This is a genomic window from Dietzia massiliensis, from assembly GCF_018390595.1.
Lineage (GTDB): Bacteria > Actinomycetota > Actinomycetes > Mycobacteriales > Mycobacteriaceae > Dietzia > Dietzia massiliensis.
In genome coordinates, this window is record NZ_JAHBAV010000054.1 from 1 (window position 1) to 21,119 (window position 21,119).

Sequence of the window (21,119 nt, forward strand, 5' to 3'; positions counted from 1 at the left end):
CGTCGACTCGCTCGACATCGACATCGCCGACGGCGAGTTCCTCGTCCTGGCCGGCGAGGACCTTGTCGAGTCCGCCGCCGATCCGGGCGCCACCGTTGGGCACGAATACACGCGCGTTGTCCTGCGGGCGCGTGAACTCGAGCTGGTCGATCGCGGTTCCGGCCTGCGGGGTCTCGGCCAGATAGTCCCGGATCTCCTCGGCTTCGCGGGCGTTCTTGCGGACCGGCATGTAGCCGGTGGCCTGCGCGAAGATCGCGGTGCTCTGCGTGGAGGTGATGGAGTCGATGAACTTGAGCGCGTTGATCTTGCGCTCGTCGGAGATCTTGGCGGGGATGGCGAGGCCGGCGCCGCCGGTGGGGCAGGAGGAGTTGGCGCGGGCGCCGGGCAGGAAGGCGGTTCCGAAGTCGAACTGGGCGTTCTCGATGGCGGTCCGCAGGGAGCCGGTCGAGGCCATGGCGCACGCGGCCAACCCGGACCCGAACTCGGTGATGGAGTCGGCGGAGACCACGAGGAAGCCCTCGTCGTTGATCCGCTTGAGCTTCTCGACTCCGGCGATGGTGGCGGGGTCGGTGAAGGTGGCCTCCCAGTCGCGGGAGAACGCGCCGCCCTCGTCCCACACCATGTTCTGCATGGTCCAGTCGAGGTAGTTGGAGCCGTCGTACATGGCGATCGCGTGCTTGCCCTCGTCGATCGCCTCCTGGATCCGTGGGGCCCAGTCGAGGAATTCGTCCCAGCTCTCGGGGCCGCGGTCGGGCAGGCCGGCCCGGTCCCAGACCTGCTTGTTGTAGTAGAACAGCGGGGTCGAGCGGGCGAAGGGCAGGCCGTAGGTCCTGCCCTCGAGCTCGTAGTCACCGATGAGCGCGTCGACGTAGCTGCTGGTGTCCACGCCGGCCTCGGCGAACAGGTCGTCCAGAGGGGTCAGCTGGTCGTTGAGCGCGAAGTTGAACCAGGTGACGTCGGAGACCACGACGACGTCCGGGACGTCGTTGCCGGTGAGGGCCGCGTTGAGCTTCTGGGCGACCTCTTCGTAGTTCTTGCCGCCGTCGACGAGGTTGACGGTGAGGTCGGGGTTCTCCTGGCTGAAGTTGGCGATGAGCTCTTCTTCGACGGCTTTGGAGTCGCCGGGGTGGTTCGACCAGAAGGTGATGGTGCCCGCGTCACCTCCGCCACCGCCGCCGCCGCTCGCGTCGCCGGAGGTGTCGTCGCCGCCTGTCCCGGCGCAGCCGGCGACGGTGACGGTGGCGGCGGTGGCGCCGAGGAGACCCAGGAATAGCCTGCGGTTCAGGGGATTCATGGCGATGATGCCTTTCTCGAGGTCGAACCTGACAGAGGGTGGACTGGACGGGCGGCGCGGTCAGCCCTTGACCGCGCCGGAGGTGAGGCCCTTGATCATGTGCCGTTGCAGGAGCAGGAACACGATGAGGATCGGGGTGATGGTGAGGATCGTGGCGGCCATGACCATCGGCCAGTCGATGTAGGCGTCGGTGGAGATGAGGCGTGCGAGCCCGACCTGCAGCGGTGCGACGGTCTCGTCCGAGGCCACGAGGAACGGCCAGAGGTACTCGTTCCACTCGTTGACGATCGTGATGAGGGCGAACGCCACCACGGTGGGCCAGCTCATGGGCAGTAGAACCCGCAGCAGCAGTTTCATGTGGCCGCAGCCGTCCATGCGCGCGGCCTCGATGATCTCGAAGGGCAGCGTGAGGAAATGGTTGCGCATGAGGAAGGTACCGAAAGCGACGCCGGCGAGCGGGAAGATGATGCCCTGGAACGTGTTGATCCAGCCCAGCTGGGAGATGAGCGCGTAGTTGGAGATCACGGTGATCTGGTTGGGCACCATGAGCGCGGCCAGGACGAGCATGAACACGAGGCCGCGGCCGGGGAAGCGCAGATAGACGAACGCGTAGGCGCTGAGGATGCCCAGGACGAGCTTGGCGGTGACCAGTGCGCCCGTGATGACGAGCGAGTTGGTGAAGTAGCGCAGGAACGGCACCTGTTCCACGACCCGCGAGTAGGGGTCCGCGGTGACGGGGTCCGGCCACCAGGCGGGCGGCTGGATGTAGACCATGTCGGGCGTCTTGAACGAGGTGACGAGCACCCAGTACAGGGGCAGCGCGATGGTGGCGAGCACCAGGATCATGGCCAGGTACCCGGCGATCCTGAAGGCCCGCGACCGGCCGGCGATCGGGTTCATGTCGTCCTCCTGTCCATCACGCGGACCTGGATGGCGGTGATGACGAGCAGGACCAGGAACATGATGGTCGCGACCGTGGCGCCGTAGCCGGCGCGGAAGTTCTGGAACGTCTCCTGATACACCTGGAACACCATCGTGGTGGTGCCGTTGCCCTGCGGCCCACCGCGGGTCATCACGTAGATGATGTCGAACACCTGCAGCGAGTTGAGCATGACGGTGATCGACAGGAAGAACGTGGTGGGGCGCAGCAGCGGCAGGGTGACCGAGCGGAACGTCGCCCAGCGTCCGGCGCCGTCCATCTCGGCGGCCTCGTAGAGTTCGGCGGGCTTGGCCTGGAGGGCGGCGAGGTAGATGACGAAGCTGTAGCCGAGGTTCTTCCAGATGTAGGTCACGGTGACCATGAACAGGGCCCAGTCCGGGTCCTGATAGAAGTTCGGCACCGGCAGCCCGACCATCGTCAGCAGCGCCGAGATCATCCCGAACCGGGGGTCGAAGATGAACTGGAAGGCCACGCCGATGGCGGCGCCGGCGATGACGAACGGGGCGAACACCGCCGAGCGGACGATCCCACGGCCCACCAGCTGCTGGTCCAGGAGCAGTGCCAACGCGAGGCCCAGGATCATCGACCCCACGACCGCCGCGACGGTGAAGATGACGGTGTTCTGCACGACCTCCCAGCTGTCGGCACGGTTCCACCACTCGATGTAGTTGGACCATCCGATGAAGGTGGACGTGGGGGAGGAGATGTTCCAGTCGAAGAAGCTGAGCCGGATGTTGTCGATCAGCGGTCGGTAGACGAACACCCCGAGCAGGGCGAGGTTGGGCAGTACCAGTGCGAGGAACAGGACCTTCTCGCCGAGGGGCCCGGCCAGGCGCGCGCGTCGGGGCCGCGCCCTGCGCTCGGGCCGGGTGTCGGCCACCGGGTCTCCGGCGGCCGGGGAGGACGGTATCTGCACGGTGGGAAGCCTCGTCGTCGAGGGTGAACGGACTTTGTCCGGACGATAGACGACTGGTGGCCTGGCGAGGTCGAAACAGTACAGATGTTGAAAAACGCGGGGGGCGCGCTGCTTCTCGCAGCGCGCCCCCCTTGGGCGGTGGTGTCAGTAGTTCCAGTCGCCCTGACCGTCGAAGGCGCCGAAGGGCCGGCCGGGGCCGTTCTTGACGATGAACGGGTCGCCGTTGCGGGTGGTGTCGTAGTACCAGCGGGCGTCCTCGGGGCTGACGTTGATGCAGCCGTGGGAGACGTTGCGAACGCCCTGGTCGGCCACGGACCACGGGGCTGAGTGGATGTAGATGCCGTCGTAGCTGAGCCGGACGGCGTCGTTGACGATCGAGTTGTAGCCGCCCTCCTCGATCCGTAGCCCGAACGTCTCGGAGTTCATGCGGACCTGCCGCCCGCGCTGGCCGGTGTAGTAGATGCCGTTGTAGGTGTCCCAGCCCGGGCGGCCGGCGGAGGCGCGCATGGTGCGGACGTGCTGGCCGTTGCGGGTGACGGTGACGAGCTTGGTGCGGTCGTCGAACTCGGCGATCACGGCGTCGCCGGTGCGGAAGGACTGCTGACGCTTGCCGCCGGCCCACACGGTGACGGAGGTGTTGACGGGCCAGAACTGGTGGGGGCGCCAGCGCACCTCCCGGTCGCTCACCCAGTAGAACTTGCCCGCTACCGGCGGCTCGGTGCGGATGCCGATGGTCGCCTCGGCGCGGGCGCGGTCGGTGATGGGTCGGTCGAAGAAGAACATGACCGGCTGCGCGACGCCCACGACCTCGTTGGGGGTCGGGAAAACGTTGACGTCGCCGTACTCGGGGGCGGGCCGCGCCGGCCCGACGACCGGGTAGGTCAGTACCGGCATCGCGGGCACACCCGGGATGACGGGGGTCGGCAGCGGGGCGTTCTCGAGCTGGGGGACGCCGGGCGGGCTCAGCGGCATGACGGACTGGGCCTGCGCGGCGGGGGCGGCCCCGGTGGCAGCCGGGACGCCCAGGACGAGGGCGACCGCGGCGAGGATCGCGGCGGCTGCCGAGGAGCGGGGGTGTCGGGTCATGAGGGGCTCCTGGGGACGGACGGGGTTCTTCTTCGGTCTCGCTCAGACTTCTACAAGGAGATGTCGTGTGCCACAACCGAAGTGTTTCCCGGGGGTCCGTCCCGCGCCCCCGGGAGCCCCGAGGTCAGTAGTTCCAGTCGCCCTGTCCGTCGAAGGCACCGAACTGCCGGCCGGGGCCGTTCACCACGATGAACGGGTCGCCGTTGCCGGTGTTGTCGTAGTACCAGGCCGCGTCCTCGGGGCTGACGTTGATGCACCCGTGGGAGACGTTCCGGACGCCCTGGTCGGCGACCGACCACGGTGCGGAGTGGATGAAGATGCCGTCGTAGCTGAGTCGCACGCCGTTCTCGACGGTCGTGTCGTAACCGCCGGCGTCCATCGCCAGTCCCCAGGTGGAGGAGTCCATGCGTACCTGGCGGTCGCGCCAGCCGTTGTAGTAGATCCCGTTGTGGGTGGGGAAGGCGTCGCGGCCGGCGGAGGCGCGCATGGTGCGGATGACCTCGCCGTTCCGGGTGACGGTGACGAGGTGGGTGTTGTCGTCGTAGGTGGAGACGATCGCGTCGCCGGTGCGGAAGGCGTGCTCGCGTCCGCCCGCCCACACGGTGACGGAGGTGTGGGCCGGCCAGAACTCGTGCGGGCGCCAGCGCAGTTCGGTGTCGCTCACCCAGTAGAACTTGCCGCCGACCGCGGGGGCGGTCCGGATCGCCACGGAGGCCTCGGCGCGGGCGCGGTCGGTGACGGGGCCGTCGAAGTGGATCATCACCGGCTGTGCGACGCCGACCGTCTCGCCCGGGGTGGGGTAGACGGAGGCGACGCCGACCTCGGCGGCGGCGCGCGCCTGTGCGGGGACGGGGATCGTGAGGACCCCGGACACGCCGGGCAGCGGGGGCGTGGGGACTGGGGCGGATTCGGAGCCGAACGCGCCGACCGATCCGGTGGATCCGGTGTAGCCGGCGAGTGACTGCGCGGAGGCGGCGGGGGAGAGGCCGACGACGACGAGGCCTGCCGTGGCCAGAAGCGGGGCGATGATCCGGGGTCGGCGCGACATCGGTCTCCTCGGTGCGGCGCCGCGATGAGGCGGCGGGGCGGGGCGACGCGGGCGCACGGGCGGGCCGGAGCGGTTAGTCCCATGCGCCACATCAGTAACAGGAGCAACAATACCCTCGCCTCGTCCCGCCTGTACATCCCGTGGGGCGCAGGGCGTCCCGGGCCGCCGCGGACCCGCGGGCGCGACTCGCGGACCCATGACGCGCAACCGTCCCAACGTTCGTTGGTAACGGGGATCGAAGAAGCGCTGGTAGGCACGCCGCGAGCCGTTATTGACCGTAAGTCAGCGACAGAACACCTGTTCATGGGGTTGATGTGTTCTCGGATGCAACATATGGTCGACGCAGTCACCGCCTGAGGGGTCGGTGGCGAGGGTGAAGTGGTTGCTGAGGGGCTGCGACTTCACACTTCAGAGGGGCCGGTCGTGAGACCGGGGCACCTGGGGGGTGCCACCCGCAGCCGTGTAAGGCAGCGAGGAAGGCCGGATCGTGCTCGATCCGCCGGATAGAGGAACGGCGTCGGATGCTGAGGGGCTCCGGCGCCGTTCCCGTCTGTGCCGATAGGGATCCGCAGGCGGTGTCGCCGGCTGTCAGGCGAGTATGCGCTGCGCCACCCGGTGGAGTCCGCTCAGCGCTGACGCCTCGGCGTCGGGCGACCGCGGGGTCTCCGGCTTGAGCAGGGTGATGTGCCACAGCTCGTCGCCGGACACCAGGATCGTGTGCACCTCGACTCCGCCGCCGGTCGGCGCCGCCACGCAGTCGATGTAGGCCGTGGCCAGGTCCGGTCGGACGGGCGCGGGCGCCCCGGGGGCCGCCGGCGCCGCGTCCTGGATCGCCGCGGCGTCGCTCCCGCGCACCTCGGAGCAGGCGTAGCGCACCCCGAGGAGCGTGGCCTGCCCGGCGAGGGCCGCCTCCGCCCCGGCGCGCGGCGTGACGACGCCGGCGGCGAACGTGTCGGGGACGATCCCGGGGTCGAACGCCGGCGCGGTCGGCGAGGTGGTCACCGCCGCGGACGTTGTCTGCTCGGCCCCGGCCCCGGCCCCGGCCCCGGTCTCATCCTCGGCCTCGGTCGTCTCCGTGTCCTCCGTGGCGGTGACGGTGGTCTCGACCCCGTCCGCCCCGGTGACGGTGGTCTCGGCGCCGGCGGTCCCGGTGACGGTCGCTGCGGCGGCCGAGCGCTCGGCCTCGAGCCGCTCGGGCGAGCCCGGACCGCCGTAGGTGCACAGTAGGCCGAGGTCGCCGGAGCCGGTGGGGTCGACCTCCGGCATGTCCGCGCGGGTGAGCTGGATGACCTCCTCGGTGGTCAGGTCCAGCAGTTCGCAGGCGTTGAGCCGCTCGTCGGGTGCGGGCCGGCCCTCGACCATCGCGGCCGCGATGTCGTGTCGTGGGTTCGGCGTCAACCGCGGAGGGCCGGAATCGCCCGCGTCGGGGCCGGCCGTGCACCCAGCGGCAGCGGCGACGACGGCGATCGCCGCGAGGACGGTGGATCCGCGGGCGAGACGACGACCGTGCGCCGGTCGGAGTCGCTGGGATCGCATGATCCGATCCTACGGTGCGGCCCACAGGACGGTCCCCCGACGTCCGCCGTTCATCGCGCGTGCGCCGTCCGCTCACCTGACCCGGCGACACTGCGGGAGTGGAGTCGATATCCGGTGCCGTCCCCGAGGGCGATCGTCGCCAAGGCCCTCCCCTGGACCCGCCCCCGGCGTCGCTTCCGGGGCCCGCGCTCGGGTACCAGCGCTCGGCCCTGCCCGCGCACGGCTGCGCGCCCGAAGGCTGGCGGGAGGCCGTCGCCACCGCGGGGCTCGGTCAGGGCGTCGCCGTGTTCGACGCGCTCGCCGACGATCTGATGTCGCTGTCCGCCCACCGACGGTCGGGACTACGCATCACCCCGACCGATCGGGACTCGTCGGTGGACGTGGTCATCCTGGACGGGCCCATGCGGGGACCCTGCAGACTCGTCGACCGGATCGACGAATCGCTGCGGCAGGGCCTCGTCGTCGGCACCCTCGAGGGCAACACCGCGGTGGCCGAGCACCGCTGCCACCTCGACCTCGACCCCGACACGTCCGCGGTCACGGCCACCGTCCGCACGGTGTGGCGACCCCGGACGTCCTACGTGCTGCCCGGCGCCACCGCGCGCGAGGCGCGCGCCTACGACCGCATGGCCGACCGGCTGCTCCGCACGCTCGGTTCGCCCCGCCCGGACGGGGCGTAACCTCGCGCGGCCGGCGCGGCGAAACCCGCACCGCCCTGGCGCGGCGCCCGCCTCAGCCCGGGGCGTCCGGGGCCGCCACGGAGTCGGCGACCGCCTCGAACGCCTCGCGGATGCGGTGCTCGAGCAACGACCCGGACTCGTCCGTCCGCCACCGCTCAACGGCGACCCGCAGGATCGCGATCGACGCCGCGGCCACGGTCGCCGCCTCGACGGAGTCCGGCGCCCGACCCTCGCGGCGCGCCACCAGCTGTGCGAGCTCCTTCTCCGTGATCGCGAGGATCTCGTGGACCTGCGTCCGGACCCCCGGTTCGCGTCGCCACATGTCGTGGAACCGGTCGAACGCCCCACTGCGTCGCCGCGCGTTGGACACCTGGTGCCACATGAGGCGGGCCAGCGCCGTCATGGTGGGCACACTGCGGTCGGAGAGGAACTCCTGCACGGCCTCGCGTCCGGCCGGGGGAGTGTCCGGGATGCACGCGGCGGCCTTGGAGGGGAAGTAGTTGAAGAACGTCCGCCTCGACACGTTGGCGGCTCTGGCGATCTCGTCGACCGTCACCGCGTCGAGTCCGCGCTCGATCACCAGGTCGACCGTCGCGGCGGAGATCACCGACCGGAGCTCGCGCCGTCGGTCCTCGGTGCGGTCGGCGCCGGAGGCTGCGCCCGCCGAGCCACCCATGGCACACCTCCCGTTCCTGCGACCGGCCTGCTGCCGCCGACTCTACTGAGTGGTCCGGCCTCTATCCTGGCCGTATGCGCAAATCCGCTGGTATGGTCCTCGACACAGTCACCCTGGGCGCGGCCTCCGTGCTCCTGCTCGGTGTCCTCGCCGGGTGCAGCGATTCCTCGGAGCCGGCCGCGGAGATGGGCACCATTCGGACCGCCCCGCCCGAGACGGTCGAGCCGGAACTGCCTCCGGTCGAACCGGTCTCGGAGGCCGACTGCCCGTACCTGTCCGCCGACGAGGTCTCGACGGCGACCGGTGCGCCCGCCGCGGACGTCCGGATCGACGACGGCGTGGACCCCGCGGCCTGCTTCTTCTACGACGCCGACGGTGCCGTGCATCTGACGACCACCGTGTACGAGGTGGCGTCGCCCGAGCGCGCGGTGGAACTCGTCGCGGAGTCGGCGCCGCCGGGCGAGTCCGAGCCGGTGGAGGTCGGGGGCGGATGGAGCGGCGGCCTCACGGTCGGGCCGGCCGGGGCCCTGGCCGTCGTGTCCGGGGACGACCGCGTCCTCGCCGTGCAGTCGACCGGCGAGGACCCCGAGGCGGTGCGGGGCGTCGTCGAGCTCATCGGGCCGCGGCTCGAGGACTGAGGCTCGGCGGGGCGCGAGGCGCGGGGCGCGCGGTAGGAGGCGCGGGGCGCGGGGCGCCGGGCTCAGGCGGTCTCGGTGATCATCCCCAGGATGAGTTCGGCCATGCTGCGGGCGGTCATGGCCGTGGTCCGGACCTCGCCGAGCATCGCGGCGGTGACCGAGCCGTCGTGAAGCAACGCCAGCCGGTCGGCGAGGTCGGCGATGTTGTCCGGGTCCTCCAGCCCCATCGCGGCGAGCTCGTCGCGCAGGGTCTGGGCCACCCACGTCCGCTGATCGGCCACGGCCGCGCGGATCGCCCGCTCGCCGTCGGTCGCGGGGCTCGGGAACTCGATCGCGGCCGCGAGGTGGCAGGACCCGGGCATCGCCGGTTCCACCTGCTCGCGCACGATGTCGAACAGTGCGAGGATGCGTCCCCGGGCGTCCGGGGCGAGGTCGGCGCGGCGGCGCCACAGCTCGCGGTCTCGCTCGGCGACCGACCGCAGATACGCCACGACGAGCTCGTCCTTGGACCCGTAGGTGTTGTAGAGACTGGCCTTGGCGACCCCGGCCTCGCGCAGGATCCGGTCGATACCCACCGCCCGGATCCCGTCGGTCGAGAACAGACGGGTCGCCGTCGCCAGGAGCCGCTCCCGCGGTCCGGGCTTGGTCGACCGTGTTCTCGTCACGGGTAACAGACTATCGGCAGTGATAGCCGATACCACCTCGGCCGGGCGGGCGTCGGTCAGTCTCCCGGCCCGCGGCTGTGCTGCGACGTGTCCGGGTCGGGGGTCGGCGTGCCGTCCGGCGCGTCGGGCACGTCGGGGGCGTCGGCCGTCCGCCCGGTGAGGAACTCACCGGCCTTCTGCTGGACGCTGTCGGTGCGCGCGGCGTGCTTGCCGCCGGTGCGCTGGTCGAACGCGTCTCCGGCCTTGTCGAGGGCGGCCTCCACCTTGTCGGGATTCTTCCGCGCGAAGTCCCTGGCCTTGTCGAACAGTCCCATCTCGTGCTCCTTCCGGTGCTGGTGCGAAGAGGGTGTGGTGCGAAGAGGGTGGTGATTGTGCGCGGACGGCCCGGCCCCACGGGGGAGCCGGGCCGTCCGGATAGTCCTCGTGCGAGGGGTGTCAGACCCGGGAACGCCCGCGACCACGGATCGCGGAGACGATCCAGATCAGGAGGCAGGCGCCGATGATCGCGGCGACGAAGCCCCAGATCGAGAAGGCCTCGGGCATTCCACCGCCCTCGGAGACGAGCGAGACGATGAGGCCCACGACGAAGGCGCCGATGACGCCGGTGAGAACGTTGGCGACGAATCCCATCTGAGCGTTCCTGCCCATGATCATGGACGCGATCCAACCTGCGAGGCCACCGACGATGATCCAGGAGATGATGCTCCACAGCATTGTGGTTGTCCTTTCCCGAGAGTGGTTCTCGGCCCGGGACGGGCCGCTCACTCAGGAGAACACGGCAGAGACACGAACGCTTCCGGTCGGAGGCTCCCGGTGATCAAACGTCGCTCACTCGTTACCGGCCCGTGTCCCTCAGGCAACCTCCGCCGAGTCGGGGTTTTTCTCGATGTACCGCGCGACGAACGAGCAGGACGGGCGCACGCGCAGGCCCTCCTCGCGGGTCACCCGCAGGGCCTCGGCGACCAGGCGTCCGGCCAGGCCACGGCCGCCGAACTCGGACGCGACGACCGTGTGCGGGAACTCGCGGACGCCGTCCGGGCCGTCGCTGTACTCGGCCTGGCCCGCCACGACGCCGTCCACGAGGATCTCGAACCGCCCCGCGGCGTGGTCGCGCCGAACCTGAACATCCTCCGAGCCGCTCATGAGTGCGACTCCGGACGCACGACCATGACCGGGCAGGGCGCCGCCTGCAGCAGCGCCCGGGAGGTGGAGCCGAGGACCATGCCCGCGAAGCCGCCGCGCCCGTGGGATCCGACGACGACGAGCTGGGCGTTCTCCGACTGCTCGACCAGTGCCCGGACCGCGCGATCGCGGGTCACGTACCGCTGCACCTCGACATCGGGGTAGCGGTCCGAGAATCCCGCCAGCCGCTCGGACAGTGTCTGTAGTTGCTGGTCCTCGAGCTGCTTCCAGTCGTCCTCGGTGAGCGAGATGCCGGCGGCCGCGGCCTGGACCTGCGGGTCCATCCAGGTATGCACCGCGACGAGCGGGGTGTTGCGCGCGGAGGCCTCCGCGAACGCCCACTCGGTGGCCTTGGCGCTGACCTCGGAGCCGTCGATGCCCACGACCACCGGGCCGGTGCGGTCGAGGTCGTCCGTGTCCTCACGGGTGACGACGACCGGGCAGAACGCGTGGCTGGCGACGGCCGCCGAGACGGACCCGAGGACCATGCCCTTGATGCCGCCCAGCCCGCGGGAGCCCAGGACGATCATCTTGGACTTGCGCGAGTAGTCGATGAGCACCTGCGCCGGGTTGCCCTCGACGATCGCGTGCGACACCTCGACGCCGGGCGCGACCTTCTCCGCGGTGGCCCGCGCCTGCTCGATGATCGGGTGGCACTCGCGCTCCAGCTCGTCGTAGACGGGCTGCGGCGGGATCATCCCCTCGGCGAACATCGCCGCCGGCATCGTGTACGTGGTCACGAGCCTGAGCGGGACGCGCCGGGCGGCGGCGGTGTTGGCGGCGTAGGCGACCGCGCCGGTGGAGGCGGCGGAGCCGTCGACGCCGACGACGACGGTGTTCTCGAGGGAGCTCATGTCCTGAGACTACCGCCGTTCTCGACAGTTGATAACAGATCTGCGCGTGGTTCAGAACTCGTCAGGGAACGGAGCGTTCGGGGGGTAGGCCAGGTTGAAGCTGCCCTGGAACGCCGGGAGGACGGCGCGACCGGGGCCGAAGAGGAAGAAGTCGACGACGGCGTCGATCATGAGCGCTCCCGAGGGACTAGTGGTGCATGTGATGCAAGAGACAGATGTTGCGCGAGTGAGTGTAGCCCACCGACTAAGCTGAGGGACATGTCCGGTTCCAGGCGACGCGCTCGTCCGCTCCCGCTGCGCGACGGCGTCGACCCGGTGCGGATCCGCCTCGCCGACCCCGGACAGGGACCCCGCAGCATCGTCGAGGAACTGCGCCGCCGCTTCCCCGACCGGCTCGCCGAGCTCGACGCGGCCTTCGAGTCCGGGCAGGTCGTCACCGCCGACGGGGCGGCCGTCACCCCGGCCACCCGGCGGCACCGGGGGATGGACGTGTGGATGTACCGGACGCCGGACCCGGAGATCCCCGTGCCGCATCAGATCGAGGTCCTCCACCGGGACGACCACCTCGTCGTCGTCGACAAACCCCACTTCCTCGCCACCACCCCCCGCGCCGGACACGTCACCGAGACCGCGTTGGTGCGCCTCAGGCGCGACCTCGGGCTCGACGACCTCGCGCCCGCCCACCGCCTCGACAGGCTCACCGCCGGCGTCCTCGTGTTCACCGCCGACCCCGCCCACCGCGGCGCCTACCAGGACCTCTTCGCCGCCCGCCGCGTCACCAAGACCTACCTGGCGGTGGCCCCCGCCCCCGACGGTGTCGCGACCGTGCGCGAGCGCTCCAGCCGCATCCTCAAGACCCGCGGCGTCCTCCAGGCCGCCGAGGTCGCCGGCGAACCCGACGCCCACACTCGCATCACCCTGCTCGACACCCGCGGATCCGGACCCGACAGGCTGGGCCTCTACCGCCTCGAACCGACCACCGGCCGGACCCACCAGCTGCGCGTCCACATGAACGCGCTCGACACCCCGATCCTCGGCGACGACCTCTACCCGCACGTCCTCGACGTGGCCCCCGGCGACTTCACCCGCCCCCTGCAGCTCCTCGCCTCCGAGATCGCCTTCACCGACCCCGTCACCGGGCAGCCGCGCCACTTCGCCAGCAGACGCACCCTCGACGCCTGGCCCGGCGGGCAGGATCAGGGTAGAAACCCGGGCAATCCCCGATCGGCCCCGGCTCCGAACTCCTGCAAGCTGTAGGTCGACCACCATGATCCGAGGGAGCACATGACCACCCAGGCCGAGACCCACCACCGGGAGGGCGCGGCGGACGCCGCCGCCGTCGCCACCGACCTCGTCATGACGTACGGGGAGGGGGAGACCGAGGTCCGCGCCCTCGACCACGTCAGCGCGACCTTCGAACGCGGCCGGTTCACCGCCATCATGGGTCCCTCGGGCTCCGGGAAGTCCACCCTCATGCACTGCATGGCCGGCCTCGACCGGCCGACCTCCGGCTCCGTGCGCATCGGCGACACCGAGATCGTCGGGCTCGGCGACAAGGACCTCACCGCGCTGCGCCGCGACCGGATCGGCTTCGTCTTCCAGTGCTTCAACCTCGTGCCCACGCTCACGGCCGAGGAGAACATCACCCTGCCGCAGGACATCGCCGGCCACACCATCGACCGCGCCTGGTTCGACGAGGTGATCGGGCGGCTGGGGATCGCCGACCGGCTCTCGCACCGCCCGTCCGAGCTCTCAGGCGGGCAGCAGCAGCGCGTCGCGTGCGCCCGCGCCCTCGTCGGCCGCCCCGACATCCTGTTCGGCGACGAGCCGACCGGCAACCTCGACTCGACCTCCTCCGCCGAGGTGCTGTCGATCCTGCGCAGCGCCGCCGACGACTTCGGCCAGACCGTCGTGATCGTCACCCACGACCCCCGCGCCGCCACCTACGCCGACCGCGTCCTGCTGCTCGCCGACGGCCGCGTGGTCCGCGAGCTCGAGCGCCCCACCGCCGACGAGATCCTCTCGGCCATGGGCGCCCTCGAGGAGCGGTGATGGCCGGCGGAAAGCACGAGGCGCGACACGCGCCCCGCCACTCGCGGCCCATGCTGCGCGTCTCCCTGCGCAACATCGCCGCGCACAAACTCCGACTGGTCCTGTCGGTGCTGGCCGTGGTGCTGGGCACCGCGTTCGTCACCGGCTCGCTGGTGTTCACCTCGACCCTCAAGAGCACCTTCGACGGCCTGCTCGAACAGGGCACCGCGGACCTATCCGCCATGATCGAGCCCGAGGACCCGCGCGGCGCCGGCGTCCCGTTCGAGGTGGCCGAACGGGTCCTGGAACTGCCCGGCGTCGAGGCGGCCACGCCCGGCGTCTCCGGCACCGTGGTGCTGTTCAACGCCGACGGCACGCCGTATCAGTCCGGCGGCGCGCCCTCGGAGGGCCTGGCCTGGGTCGACCCCGCCCATTCGGTCGGCGACAACAGCTGGATCGTCGACGGCCGCGCCCCCGCAGCCGACGACGAGGTCGTCCTGCCCACCACCGTCCTCGAGAGCGCCGGGCTGGCCATCGGTGACACCGCGCAGGTGTACACCACCGGCCAGGGCATGCTCGACGTGCGGATCGTCGGCTCCTACGCCAGCGACACCGACATCGGCGGGTACGTGGGCGTCGGGTTCTCCGAGGAGCGCGCCCGCGCGCTGTTCACCGACGGTGAGAACGCCTCCGACGTCTCCGTCCGCGCCGAGCCGGGCGTGAGCCAGGAGCAGGTCCGCGATACCATCGCCGCCGAGTTCCCCGACTACACCGTCAGCACCGGCGACGAGGTCCGTGAGCGGCTCTCTGAGCAGTTGTCGACCATCCTCGACTTCGTCAACTACTTCTTCGTCGCGTTCGGGCTGATCGCCCTGCTCGTGGGCACGTTCATCATCTACAACACCTTCTCCATGCTCGTCGCGCAGCGGCTGCGCGAACTGGCCCTGCTGCGCGCGATCGGTGCGTCCCGCGGCCAGCTCACCCGCTCCGTCATGGCCGAGGCCGCCGTCACCGGGCTCGTCGGCTCCGCGATCGGCGTGGTGGCGGGCTTCGGGCTCGCGCAGCTCATCTTCCTGGTGCTCGAGGCCCTCGATCTGGGCATCCCGTCCGGCGCCCTCTCGCTCGCGCCGATGTCGGTCATCACCCCGCTGGTGCTGGGCTTCGTCGTCACCGTGTTCTCCGCCTGGGCCCCCGCCCGGCGCGCCGGACGCGTCGCCCCCGTGCAGGGCATGCGCGTCGGCTCGGTCTCCACCGAGGCCGGCGGCGCGTGGCGCACCTACGTCGGCGTCCTCGCCGTGGTCAGCGGACTGGCGTTGGCGCTGATCGGTACGTGGCACGACACGACCCGCGACGGGGCGATCACCGTCGGCGTCGGCGCCGCCGCCCTGATCGTGGGCAGCTTCCTCGTCATGCCCGCGCTGGCCAAGCCCATCGCCGGCGGCATCGGCCGCGTCATCGGCGCGCCCTTCGGCGCTGTCGGCAAGCTCGCCGCCACCAACGCGGGACGCAACACCCGCCGCACTGCCGCGACCGCCTTCGCCCTCACCCTGGGGCTCACGCTCGTCGCCGCGTTCGGCACGCTCGGCGCGACCACCAAGGAGAGCGTCTCCGGCGTCATCGACCAGGACATCAACGCCGAACTCGTGATCCAGGGCGTCGCCTCCCAGGGGCCGCCGACCCCGCTACCCGGGGGCATCCAGGACCGGGTCTCCTCTGTCGACGAGGTCGGCGACGTGGCGTGGCTGGCGTTCTCCTTCGCGAAGCTGGCCGGCGAGCCACAGGCGCTGGCCGCCGCCGGCGGGCCGCTCGAGGAGATGATCGACGCGACCATGGTCGACGGCTCGCTCGTGCCCGGGCCCGACTCGCTCGTCGTGTCCCGCACCGTCGCCCGCGACCGCGGCTGGACCGTCGGCGCGAGCGTCCCCCTGGTCGGGCCCGACGGCACCGAGTCGACCCTGCGGGTGACCGGCGTGTACGAGGACTCCCAGATCCTCGGGCCGTTCTACACCGGTATGGACGTCTACGAGCGTCTGGTGCCGGAGAACCTGCGCTCGACGTTCATCATGTTGGCCTCGGCGGCAGACGGCGTCGGCAGCGACGAGGTGCTCACGGCCGTCACCGACGAACTCACCGACATCCCCATCGCGATGGTGCAGAGCAAGCAGCAGTACATCGACGCCCAGACCGGCGGCATCGACCAGCTGCTCTCGATCGTCTACGCCCTGCTGGGGCTGGCACTGGTGATCGCTGTCCTGGGCATCGTCAACACCCTCGCGCTGTCGGTGATCGAACGCCGCACCGAGATCGGGATGCTGCGCGCCGTGGGCATGCAGCGCTCGCAGATCCGCCGCACCATCAACCTCGAGTCGACGCAGATCGCCGTGTTCGGCGCGCTGATCGGCGCGGCGGTGGGCGTGTACCTGGGCTGGGCGTTCGTCACCGTGCTCGCCGACAGCGGCCTGACCGAGACGACCATCCCGTGGGGCAGCATCGTCGTGGTGCTGGCGTCCTCGGCCGTGGTCGGCGTGCTCGCGTCGCTGTGGCCCGCACACCGGGCGGCCAAGACGGGGCCGCTGGAGGCGATCGCCGACTGACGGGCGCTGGCGGGGCTGCCGGTGGCGGGGCTGCCTGTCGCGGGGCTGCCGGTGGCGCGGCCTGCTAGCGCCGCAGGCCGAACAGGTTGCGCGGGCCGCGGTGCTCGTGGCGGGCGAGCACCGCGCCCAGCAGTTCGGCGTCGTGCTTCGCGTCGACCTCGGCGCCCGCCAGGCGTCCGACCGTGCGCTCCCACAGCAGGCCCTCGTACACCGTGAGCAGGTCGAGGGCGGCGGTGGCGGGATCGCGTAGCCCGGCGGCGTCGAGCGCGCCCACCAGGTCGCTGGGGTCGAGGAGGGAGGCCACGAGGTCGGTGGTGTCGGCCTTGCCGGCCAGTTCGACGATGAGCGCCGACCGGGCCGCGAGTTCACCGCGGTAGTCCTCCAATAAGCCGTCCACCATGCGCGTGAGTGTCGACAGCACCTCGTCGGCGTTCGACGACGCGAGTTCCTGGATGCCCGAGACCTCGACGAACCCCCGCAGCAGTGAGGTGAGCCGGTCGACGGTCAGTGTGAGCAGTTGGGCGCGGGTACGGCAGTAGTAGGAGGTGGAGCCGGAGGGGAGTCCCGCCTCCGAGTCCACGGCGCGGTGGGTGAGGGCACGGACACCGTCCCTCGCCACGACCTCGATCGCGGAATCGGCGATGAGCATCCGCCGGTCCTCCATGGGGGCTCCCGTCGTCGTTGTGTCTCCGGTGACCGGCTCGACCGCTGTAGCGCCGGTACGCATAACCGTCCCGCTGACTCCTGGGCAAGCCTATAGCCGACCCACACCGCAGGGCGCCGAAATCAGCGACGCCCCGGCACCGGATCGCGGTGCCGGGGCGTTGCCGGTCGTGACTGGGTCGCGGGCCTCGTCAGGCCACGGCGACGACCTTGCGCGCCCGCCGGCGCGCGCGGTGGTGCTTCAGCGCGGTCTTCAGGCCCGCCCGCTTGCCCTCCGGGGCGGGCAGCGGCGTGGGCAGGTCCTCGAACATCCGCTCGGAATGGGTCTCCGGCGCATCGTCAGCCGTGGCGCGCAGCATGTGGTTGGGGAGCGACAGCTTGGCGATGGTGCGCCAGGTCTTGGCGTACTGCACCGGCAGTGGGCCGGCCACGTACGGCAAGTCGTACTTGTCGCACACGGCGCGCACGCGCAGCGACGCCTCGGACAGGCGGTTGGACGGCATGTCCGGGTAGATGTGGTGCTCGATCTGGTACGAGAGGTTGCCGGACATGAAGTCCATGATCGGACCGCCGGTGATGTTGGCCGAGCCGAGCATCTGCCGCAGGTACCACTCGGCCTGCGTCTCCTCCTGCACGTTCTTCTTGGTGAACTTCTCCGCCCCGTCGGGGAAGTGACCGCAGAAGATCACCGCGTTGGTCCACACGTTGCGGATGCCGTTGGCCAGCAGGTTGGCGGTGGCGGTGGACTTCCAACCCTTACCGGACAGTGCCGGGTAGAGCACGTAGTCCTTGAGGAGCTGACCGGACGCCTTCTTGGCGAAGAGCTTGAGCTTGCGCTTGGTCTCCCCGCGGTCGTCGCGTCCCATGGCGACCTTGCCGAGCTCGAGGTGCTGGATGCCCACACCCCACTGGAACAGCAGCGCCAGGGCCGCGTTGTAGGCGAGGTTGCCGTAGAAGAACGGGCTCCAGCGCTGGTCGCGGGTCACGCGCAGCAGGCCGAACCCCACGTCGTCGTCCATGCCCACGATGTTCGTGAACTTGTGGTGCAGGTAGTTGTGGGTCTGCTTCCAGTGCTCCGACGTGCCGACGATGTCCCACTCCCAGGTGGTGGAGTGGATCTCCGGGTCGTTCATCCAGTCCCACTGCCCGTGCATGATGTTGTGCCCGAGCTCCATGTTCTCGACGATCTTGGCGACGCCGAGCGCTCCCGCGCCGACCGCCCAGGCGGTACGGTTGCGCGAGCCCACGAGGAGCAACGCGCGCGCCGCGACCTCGAGGCCGCGCTGGAAGCGGATCGTGTTGTGGATGTAGGCGGCGTCCCGCTCGCCCAGGGAACCGATGATGTCCTGACGGATCTGCTCGAGCTCGGCGCCGAGTGCCTCGACGTCGTCCTCGGTGAGATGCGCGAACTCAGGGATGTCGGTGATTGCCATGGAAGCTACGGTACCGTAACTTACGGTCGCGTAGGTACGTTTGGTTGCGTCGGTCACAGAAGTGAGGTCGGTTGCACTGGTCTCGGTGACCCGTTATCTGCGGCGTCTCCGATCGCTTAGTGAGCCTCGGTAACGCCCTGGCCCGCGAGGGGAGACGACGATATCCCAGTTGATGTCACGGTTGTGTAACGTCGGTTGGGTTCGCGACGACATAGAAGTCGTCGCGTAGGGGTCACGGATACGACAGCGCCTACCGCGGTACGACCCAGTACGCACCAGCACGAGAACCGAGGAGACACACCATGAGCAACGCCAACGACATCTTCCTGCGGGCCATCCAGCCGGTCATCGACATTTTCTGGTCCCTGGTGTGGACCGCCACCGGCTCGACCGTCAGCGTGCCGCGTCCGACGGCTCCGGCGCCCGAAGCGGCCTGATTCGCCGGGCCGGGTGCCGTGCCCGGCCGCACACGAAGGCCCGCCCCTCCGGTCGAGGGGCGGGCCTTTGTCGTGTTCCGGGATCGATCGGGCTCAGAGGTCGAACTTCTCGCTGCCGCCCAGGTCGACGGGGATCGAGGCGTCCGTGATGCCGGCGCCCATGTCGCTGCACAGGTAGAGGGCCATGGACGCGATCGCGGACGGCTCGACCCACGGCCGGGGCATCTGGGTCATGCTGCTGAAGGTCTCCGCGGTGTCCTCGAGCGTCGTGCCCTTGCCTCCCGACATAATCTCGATCATCGACGGGTTCTCGATCATCGGAGTACGGACGTTGCCCGGGTGGATGGAGTTGCAGCGGACGTTGGAGAAGCCCAGTTCCCCGGCGAGCGCCTTGGCGAGGCCGCGGACGGCCCACTTCGATGTGGCGTAGCTCCCGGTGAACGAGCCGCCGCGCAGGCCCACCATCGAGCTGATGAGCACCACCGAGCCGCCGCGGCCGGTGGCGAGGATGTGGGGGATCGCCACCTTGGTGGTGATCCAGGTGCCCTTGAGGTTGATGTCCATGGTGCTGTCCCACTCCTCCTCGGGCCGCTCCCAGGTGGCGGTGGGCTGCGGCGAGACGCCGGCGTTGGCCACCACGAAGTCGAGCCCGCCCAGCTCGGCGACCCCGGCGTCGACGGCCTCCTGCATCCCCGGTAGGTCGCGGACGTCGACGATGCCCGTGACGCAGCGCCTCCCCAGCGCCCGTACCGCCTCGGCGGTGGCCTCGAGGTCCGCCGGCTCGGCCATGGGGTAGGGGACCGTATCGATGTCTCGGCACAGGTCCAGCGCGATGACGTCACAGCCCGCGGCGGCGAAGGCCTCGCAGTGGGCTCGTCCCTGGCCTCGGGCTGCGCCGGTCACCAGCACGACCCTTCCGGTCAGATCGGTTGAAGTGGTGGCGGGGTGCGACATGGTGAAGCTTCTGACGGTGAACGGCGGCGGACCCTGCGGGGCCAGCCGACCTGCGGCATGCTTGAAGTCAACGTAAACAGACAGAACAGGTAGTGGTCATCATGCTTGAACGGACACTCGTCCTAGTGGATACGTCCTATCTACTGGCAAGTTTCTACAACTCCTGGGAGGAGGGTGCGCGAGGTCAGCTGGAGATATCACTCGCCACGGTCGTGCACCGTTTAGACCAGGTCGCCCATAGCCTCGTGGACCAGCCCGTACAGCGGCAGAACTGGTACGACGGCATCCCGGACTCCGGTCCGCACCGGTATCAACGCACCCTGCGCGTTATCGAAGGTGTCCAATTGCGCGCCGGTCAGCTGATCGAGTGGGGTGAACGCCGAACCCAGAAGGCCGTCGACACCCTGCTCGTCGCGGACATGATCCAGGCCGCGTACAAGGGGCATTGCTCGGACATGGTGCTGGTCACCGGCGACGCCGACATGATCCCGGGAGTCCGGGTGGCCGTGGACGCCGGCGTACGAATGCATCTGGTGGGGTTCGGCTGGGACTCCATCTCGTCGGCGCTGCGTCACGCCTGCGACACGACGACGGTCCTCGACCCCCGCACCGACTTCCATGACGCCATGCAGATCCGTGTCCTCGAGGGGCCGATACCGCCCAAGGTGCGCACGCCGGCGGCCACGCCCGCCCATCCGGGCGAAGACGGGCATGACCCGGACACCCACGAGTCGGTGGACCTGATGGAGGTGGACCTGCGGGCCGACCGCGCCGCCGCGACCTCCGTCGCCGACGAGACCCGGCTGACGATCGCTGACGAGGAGTTCGCCGCCGACGCCGAGGAACTGGCCGCCGACGAGCAGGAATGCGCCGCCCGGATCGAGAGTGAAGACGACGGTCCGGAGGCGCAGGCCGGGCCGCCCGGGGAGGGGGCCGCGACGCCTGCCCCGCAGCCGGAGGAGTCGACCGTGGTCACGCCTGCGGACCTGGCCCCCAAGCCGGGCCCGACGCCGCAGACTCCGCCTTCGCCCGCCGATCACGCCGGGTCGGTCCAGAAGTCCTCGGCCGCGGGTGGGCCGGCGAACGGGTCCTCGAGGCCTAACCCGTCAATGATGGCTCCTCACCGTCGCCCGCTGCGGTCCAAGTTCGTGCCGCTGCCCGAGGAGGTGTGGACCTCCTCCGGTGAGCAGACCCCCTTCGACGTGGGTCAGCAGTACGCCACCTGGTGGTACGAGCAGGCCGCGACCGAGCAGCAGCGCGACGAGGCCCACCTGCTGTCCGGTGGGGTGCTTCCCCCGGCGATCGACCGTCCGCTGCTGCAGTTCGCCTGCCAGATGCTCAATGAGTTCACTCTGACCGAGGCGCAGCGCGTCCGCTTGCGCGACGGATTCCACGAGGGGATCCGCGCCGTTCTTCTCAAGCACCGCTGACGGCCGGCGCCGTCTAGAAGGGCGGTGGGTCGGTGTCGGTGGTGGGGTGGCCGGTTGTGGGT

Annotated in this window: 22 protein-coding genes; 7 read left to right on the top strand and 15 right to left on the bottom strand. The window is 70.4% G+C overall.

The features are described from left to right. The 6 genes from KHA85_RS13395 to KHA85_RS13420 form a co-directional block, all read right to left on the bottom strand. A partial coding sequence (locus tag KHA85_RS13395) for an ABC transporter substrate-binding protein (RefSeq protein WP_213186174.1) occupies window positions 1-1,294 on the bottom strand: 1,294 nt, incomplete at its 3' end. A gap of 60 nt (window positions 1,295-1,354) precedes the next feature. Continuing rightward, entirely contained in the window at window positions 1,355-2,194 is an 840-nt protein-coding gene (locus KHA85_RS13400) for a carbohydrate ABC transporter permease (protein WP_131886654.1), read from the bottom strand. Next, entirely contained in the window at window positions 2,191-3,066 is an 876-nt protein-coding gene (locus KHA85_RS13405; RefSeq protein WP_043565650.1) for a carbohydrate ABC transporter permease, read from the bottom strand. Before KHA85_RS13405 ends, KHA85_RS13400 begins: the two co-directional genes overlap by 4 nt. A 228-nt stretch (window positions 3,067-3,294) precedes the next feature. After that, a complete protein-coding gene (locus tag KHA85_RS13410) occupies window positions 3,295-4,236 on the bottom strand; it encodes a L,D-transpeptidase (protein ID WP_213186175.1) in 942 nt (313 codons plus the stop codon). Window positions 4,237-4,360: 124 nt separating this feature from the next. Beyond that, window positions 4,361-5,284: a L,D-transpeptidase gene (locus KHA85_RS13415; protein ID WP_070721050.1), complete on the bottom strand. Its 924-nt coding sequence runs from the start codon at window positions 5,282-5,284 to the stop codon at window positions 4,361-4,363. A 588-nt stretch (window positions 5,285-5,872) separates the two neighbouring features. Further along, window positions 5,873-6,820 (bottom strand): hypothetical protein, encoded by a 948-nt coding sequence (locus KHA85_RS13420; protein ID WP_213186176.1) that lies wholly within the window; start codon window positions 6,818-6,820, stop codon window positions 5,873-5,875. A 98-nt stretch (window positions 6,821-6,918) separates the two neighbouring features. Between KHA85_RS13420 and KHA85_RS13425 the strand changes: the two genes are divergently transcribed. Then, on the top strand, window positions 6,919-7,500 hold the full coding sequence (locus KHA85_RS13425) for a DUF1990 family protein (RefSeq protein WP_213186177.1): 582 nt from the start codon (window positions 6,919-6,921) through the stop codon (window positions 7,498-7,500). A 52-nt stretch (window positions 7,501-7,552) separates the two neighbouring features. Here KHA85_RS13425 and KHA85_RS13430 read toward each other — a convergent pair whose 3' ends face one another. Further along, entirely contained in the window at window positions 7,553-8,176 is a 624-nt protein-coding gene (locus tag KHA85_RS13430; RefSeq protein WP_213186178.1) for a TetR family transcriptional regulator, read from the bottom strand. Between the two features lie 74 nt (window positions 8,177-8,250). On the opposite strand from KHA85_RS13430, the gene KHA85_RS13435 reads away from it, so the two are divergent. Then, window positions 8,251-8,814 (top strand): DUF2020 domain-containing protein, encoded by a 564-nt coding sequence (locus KHA85_RS13435; RefSeq protein WP_236885687.1) that lies wholly within the window; start codon window positions 8,251-8,253, stop codon window positions 8,812-8,814. 62 nt (window positions 8,815-8,876) lie between these two features. Here KHA85_RS13435 and KHA85_RS13440 read toward each other — a convergent pair whose 3' ends face one another. From KHA85_RS13440 to KHA85_RS13460, 5 genes are all read right to left on the bottom strand, one after another. Then, a complete protein-coding gene (locus KHA85_RS13440) occupies window positions 8,877-9,479 on the bottom strand; it encodes a TetR/AcrR family transcriptional regulator (RefSeq protein ID WP_061229239.1) in 603 nt (200 codons plus the stop codon). A gap of 56 nt (window positions 9,480-9,535) precedes the next feature. Beyond that, complete coding sequence (locus tag KHA85_RS13445) at window positions 9,536-9,793, bottom strand: antitoxin (protein ID WP_213186179.1); 258 nt, start codon at window positions 9,791-9,793, stop codon at window positions 9,536-9,538. Between the two features lie 121 nt (window positions 9,794-9,914). Then, window positions 9,915-10,193: a GlsB/YeaQ/YmgE family stress response membrane protein gene (locus tag KHA85_RS13450; protein ID WP_213186180.1), complete on the bottom strand. Its 279-nt coding sequence runs from the start codon at window positions 10,191-10,193 to the stop codon at window positions 9,915-9,917. Between the two features lie 138 nt (window positions 10,194-10,331). Next, window positions 10,332-10,622 (bottom strand): GNAT family N-acetyltransferase, encoded by a 291-nt coding sequence (locus KHA85_RS13455; RefSeq protein WP_213186181.1) that lies wholly within the window; start codon window positions 10,620-10,622, stop codon window positions 10,332-10,334. After that, window positions 10,619-11,515 carry a universal stress protein gene (locus tag KHA85_RS13460; protein WP_063972361.1) on the bottom strand — a complete coding sequence of 299 codons (897 nt, stop codon included), beginning with the start codon at window positions 11,513-11,515 and terminating at the stop codon, window positions 10,619-10,621. The genes KHA85_RS13455 and KHA85_RS13460 overlap by 4 nt, the downstream gene beginning before the upstream one ends. A 258-nt stretch (window positions 11,516-11,773) precedes the next feature. On the opposite strand from KHA85_RS13460, the gene KHA85_RS13465 reads away from it, so the two are divergent. Genes KHA85_RS13465 through KHA85_RS13475 form a run of 3 tightly spaced genes read left to right on the top strand, consistent with a single transcriptional unit; the run spans window position 11,774 to window position 16,140 of the window. Beyond that, window positions 11,774-12,772 carry a pseudouridine synthase gene (locus KHA85_RS13465; protein ID WP_213186182.1) on the top strand — a complete coding sequence of 333 codons (999 nt, stop codon included), beginning with the start codon at window positions 11,774-11,776 and terminating at the stop codon, window positions 12,770-12,772. Window positions 12,773-12,799: 27 nt separating this feature from the next. Beyond that, window positions 12,800-13,567, top strand: a complete 768-nt coding sequence (locus KHA85_RS13470) for an ABC transporter ATP-binding protein (RefSeq protein ID WP_213186183.1) — start codon at window positions 12,800-12,802, stop codon at window positions 13,565-13,567. After that, window positions 13,567-16,140, top strand: coding sequence for an ABC transporter permease (locus KHA85_RS13475; protein WP_213186184.1), 2,574 nt, complete (start codon window positions 13,567-13,569; stop codon window positions 16,138-16,140). The genes KHA85_RS13470 and KHA85_RS13475 overlap by 1 nt, the downstream gene beginning before the upstream one ends. Before the next feature lie 64 nt (window positions 16,141-16,204). On the opposite strand, the gene KHA85_RS13480 is transcribed toward KHA85_RS13475, so the two are convergent. Next, window positions 16,205-16,804 carry a TetR/AcrR family transcriptional regulator gene (locus KHA85_RS13480; protein ID WP_063972365.1) on the bottom strand — a complete coding sequence of 200 codons (600 nt, stop codon included), beginning with the start codon at window positions 16,802-16,804 and terminating at the stop codon, window positions 16,205-16,207. 190 nt (window positions 16,805-16,994) lie between these two features. Further along, a complete protein-coding gene (locus KHA85_RS13485; protein WP_213186185.1) occupies window positions 16,995-18,236 on the bottom strand; it encodes a fatty acid desaturase family protein in 1,242 nt (413 codons plus the stop codon). A 302-nt stretch (window positions 18,237-18,538) separates the two neighbouring features. On the opposite strand from KHA85_RS13485, the gene KHA85_RS18330 reads away from it, so the two are divergent. Next, a complete protein-coding gene (locus KHA85_RS18330) occupies window positions 18,539-18,673 on the top strand; it encodes a hypothetical protein (protein WP_272875162.1) in 135 nt (44 codons plus the stop codon). 93 nt (window positions 18,674-18,766) lie between these two features. Here KHA85_RS18330 and KHA85_RS13490 read toward each other — a convergent pair whose 3' ends face one another. Further along, window positions 18,767-19,627: a mycofactocin-coupled SDR family oxidoreductase gene (locus KHA85_RS13490; protein ID WP_213186186.1), complete on the bottom strand. Its 861-nt coding sequence runs from the start codon at window positions 19,625-19,627 to the stop codon at window positions 18,767-18,769. Window positions 19,628-19,728: 101 nt separating this feature from the next. On the opposite strand from KHA85_RS13490, the gene KHA85_RS13495 reads away from it, so the two are divergent. Beyond that, window positions 19,729-21,057, top strand: a complete 1,329-nt coding sequence (locus KHA85_RS13495) for an NYN domain-containing protein (protein WP_213186187.1) — start codon at window positions 19,729-19,731, stop codon at window positions 21,055-21,057. The last annotated feature ends 62 nt before the right edge of the window (window positions 21,058-21,119 follow it).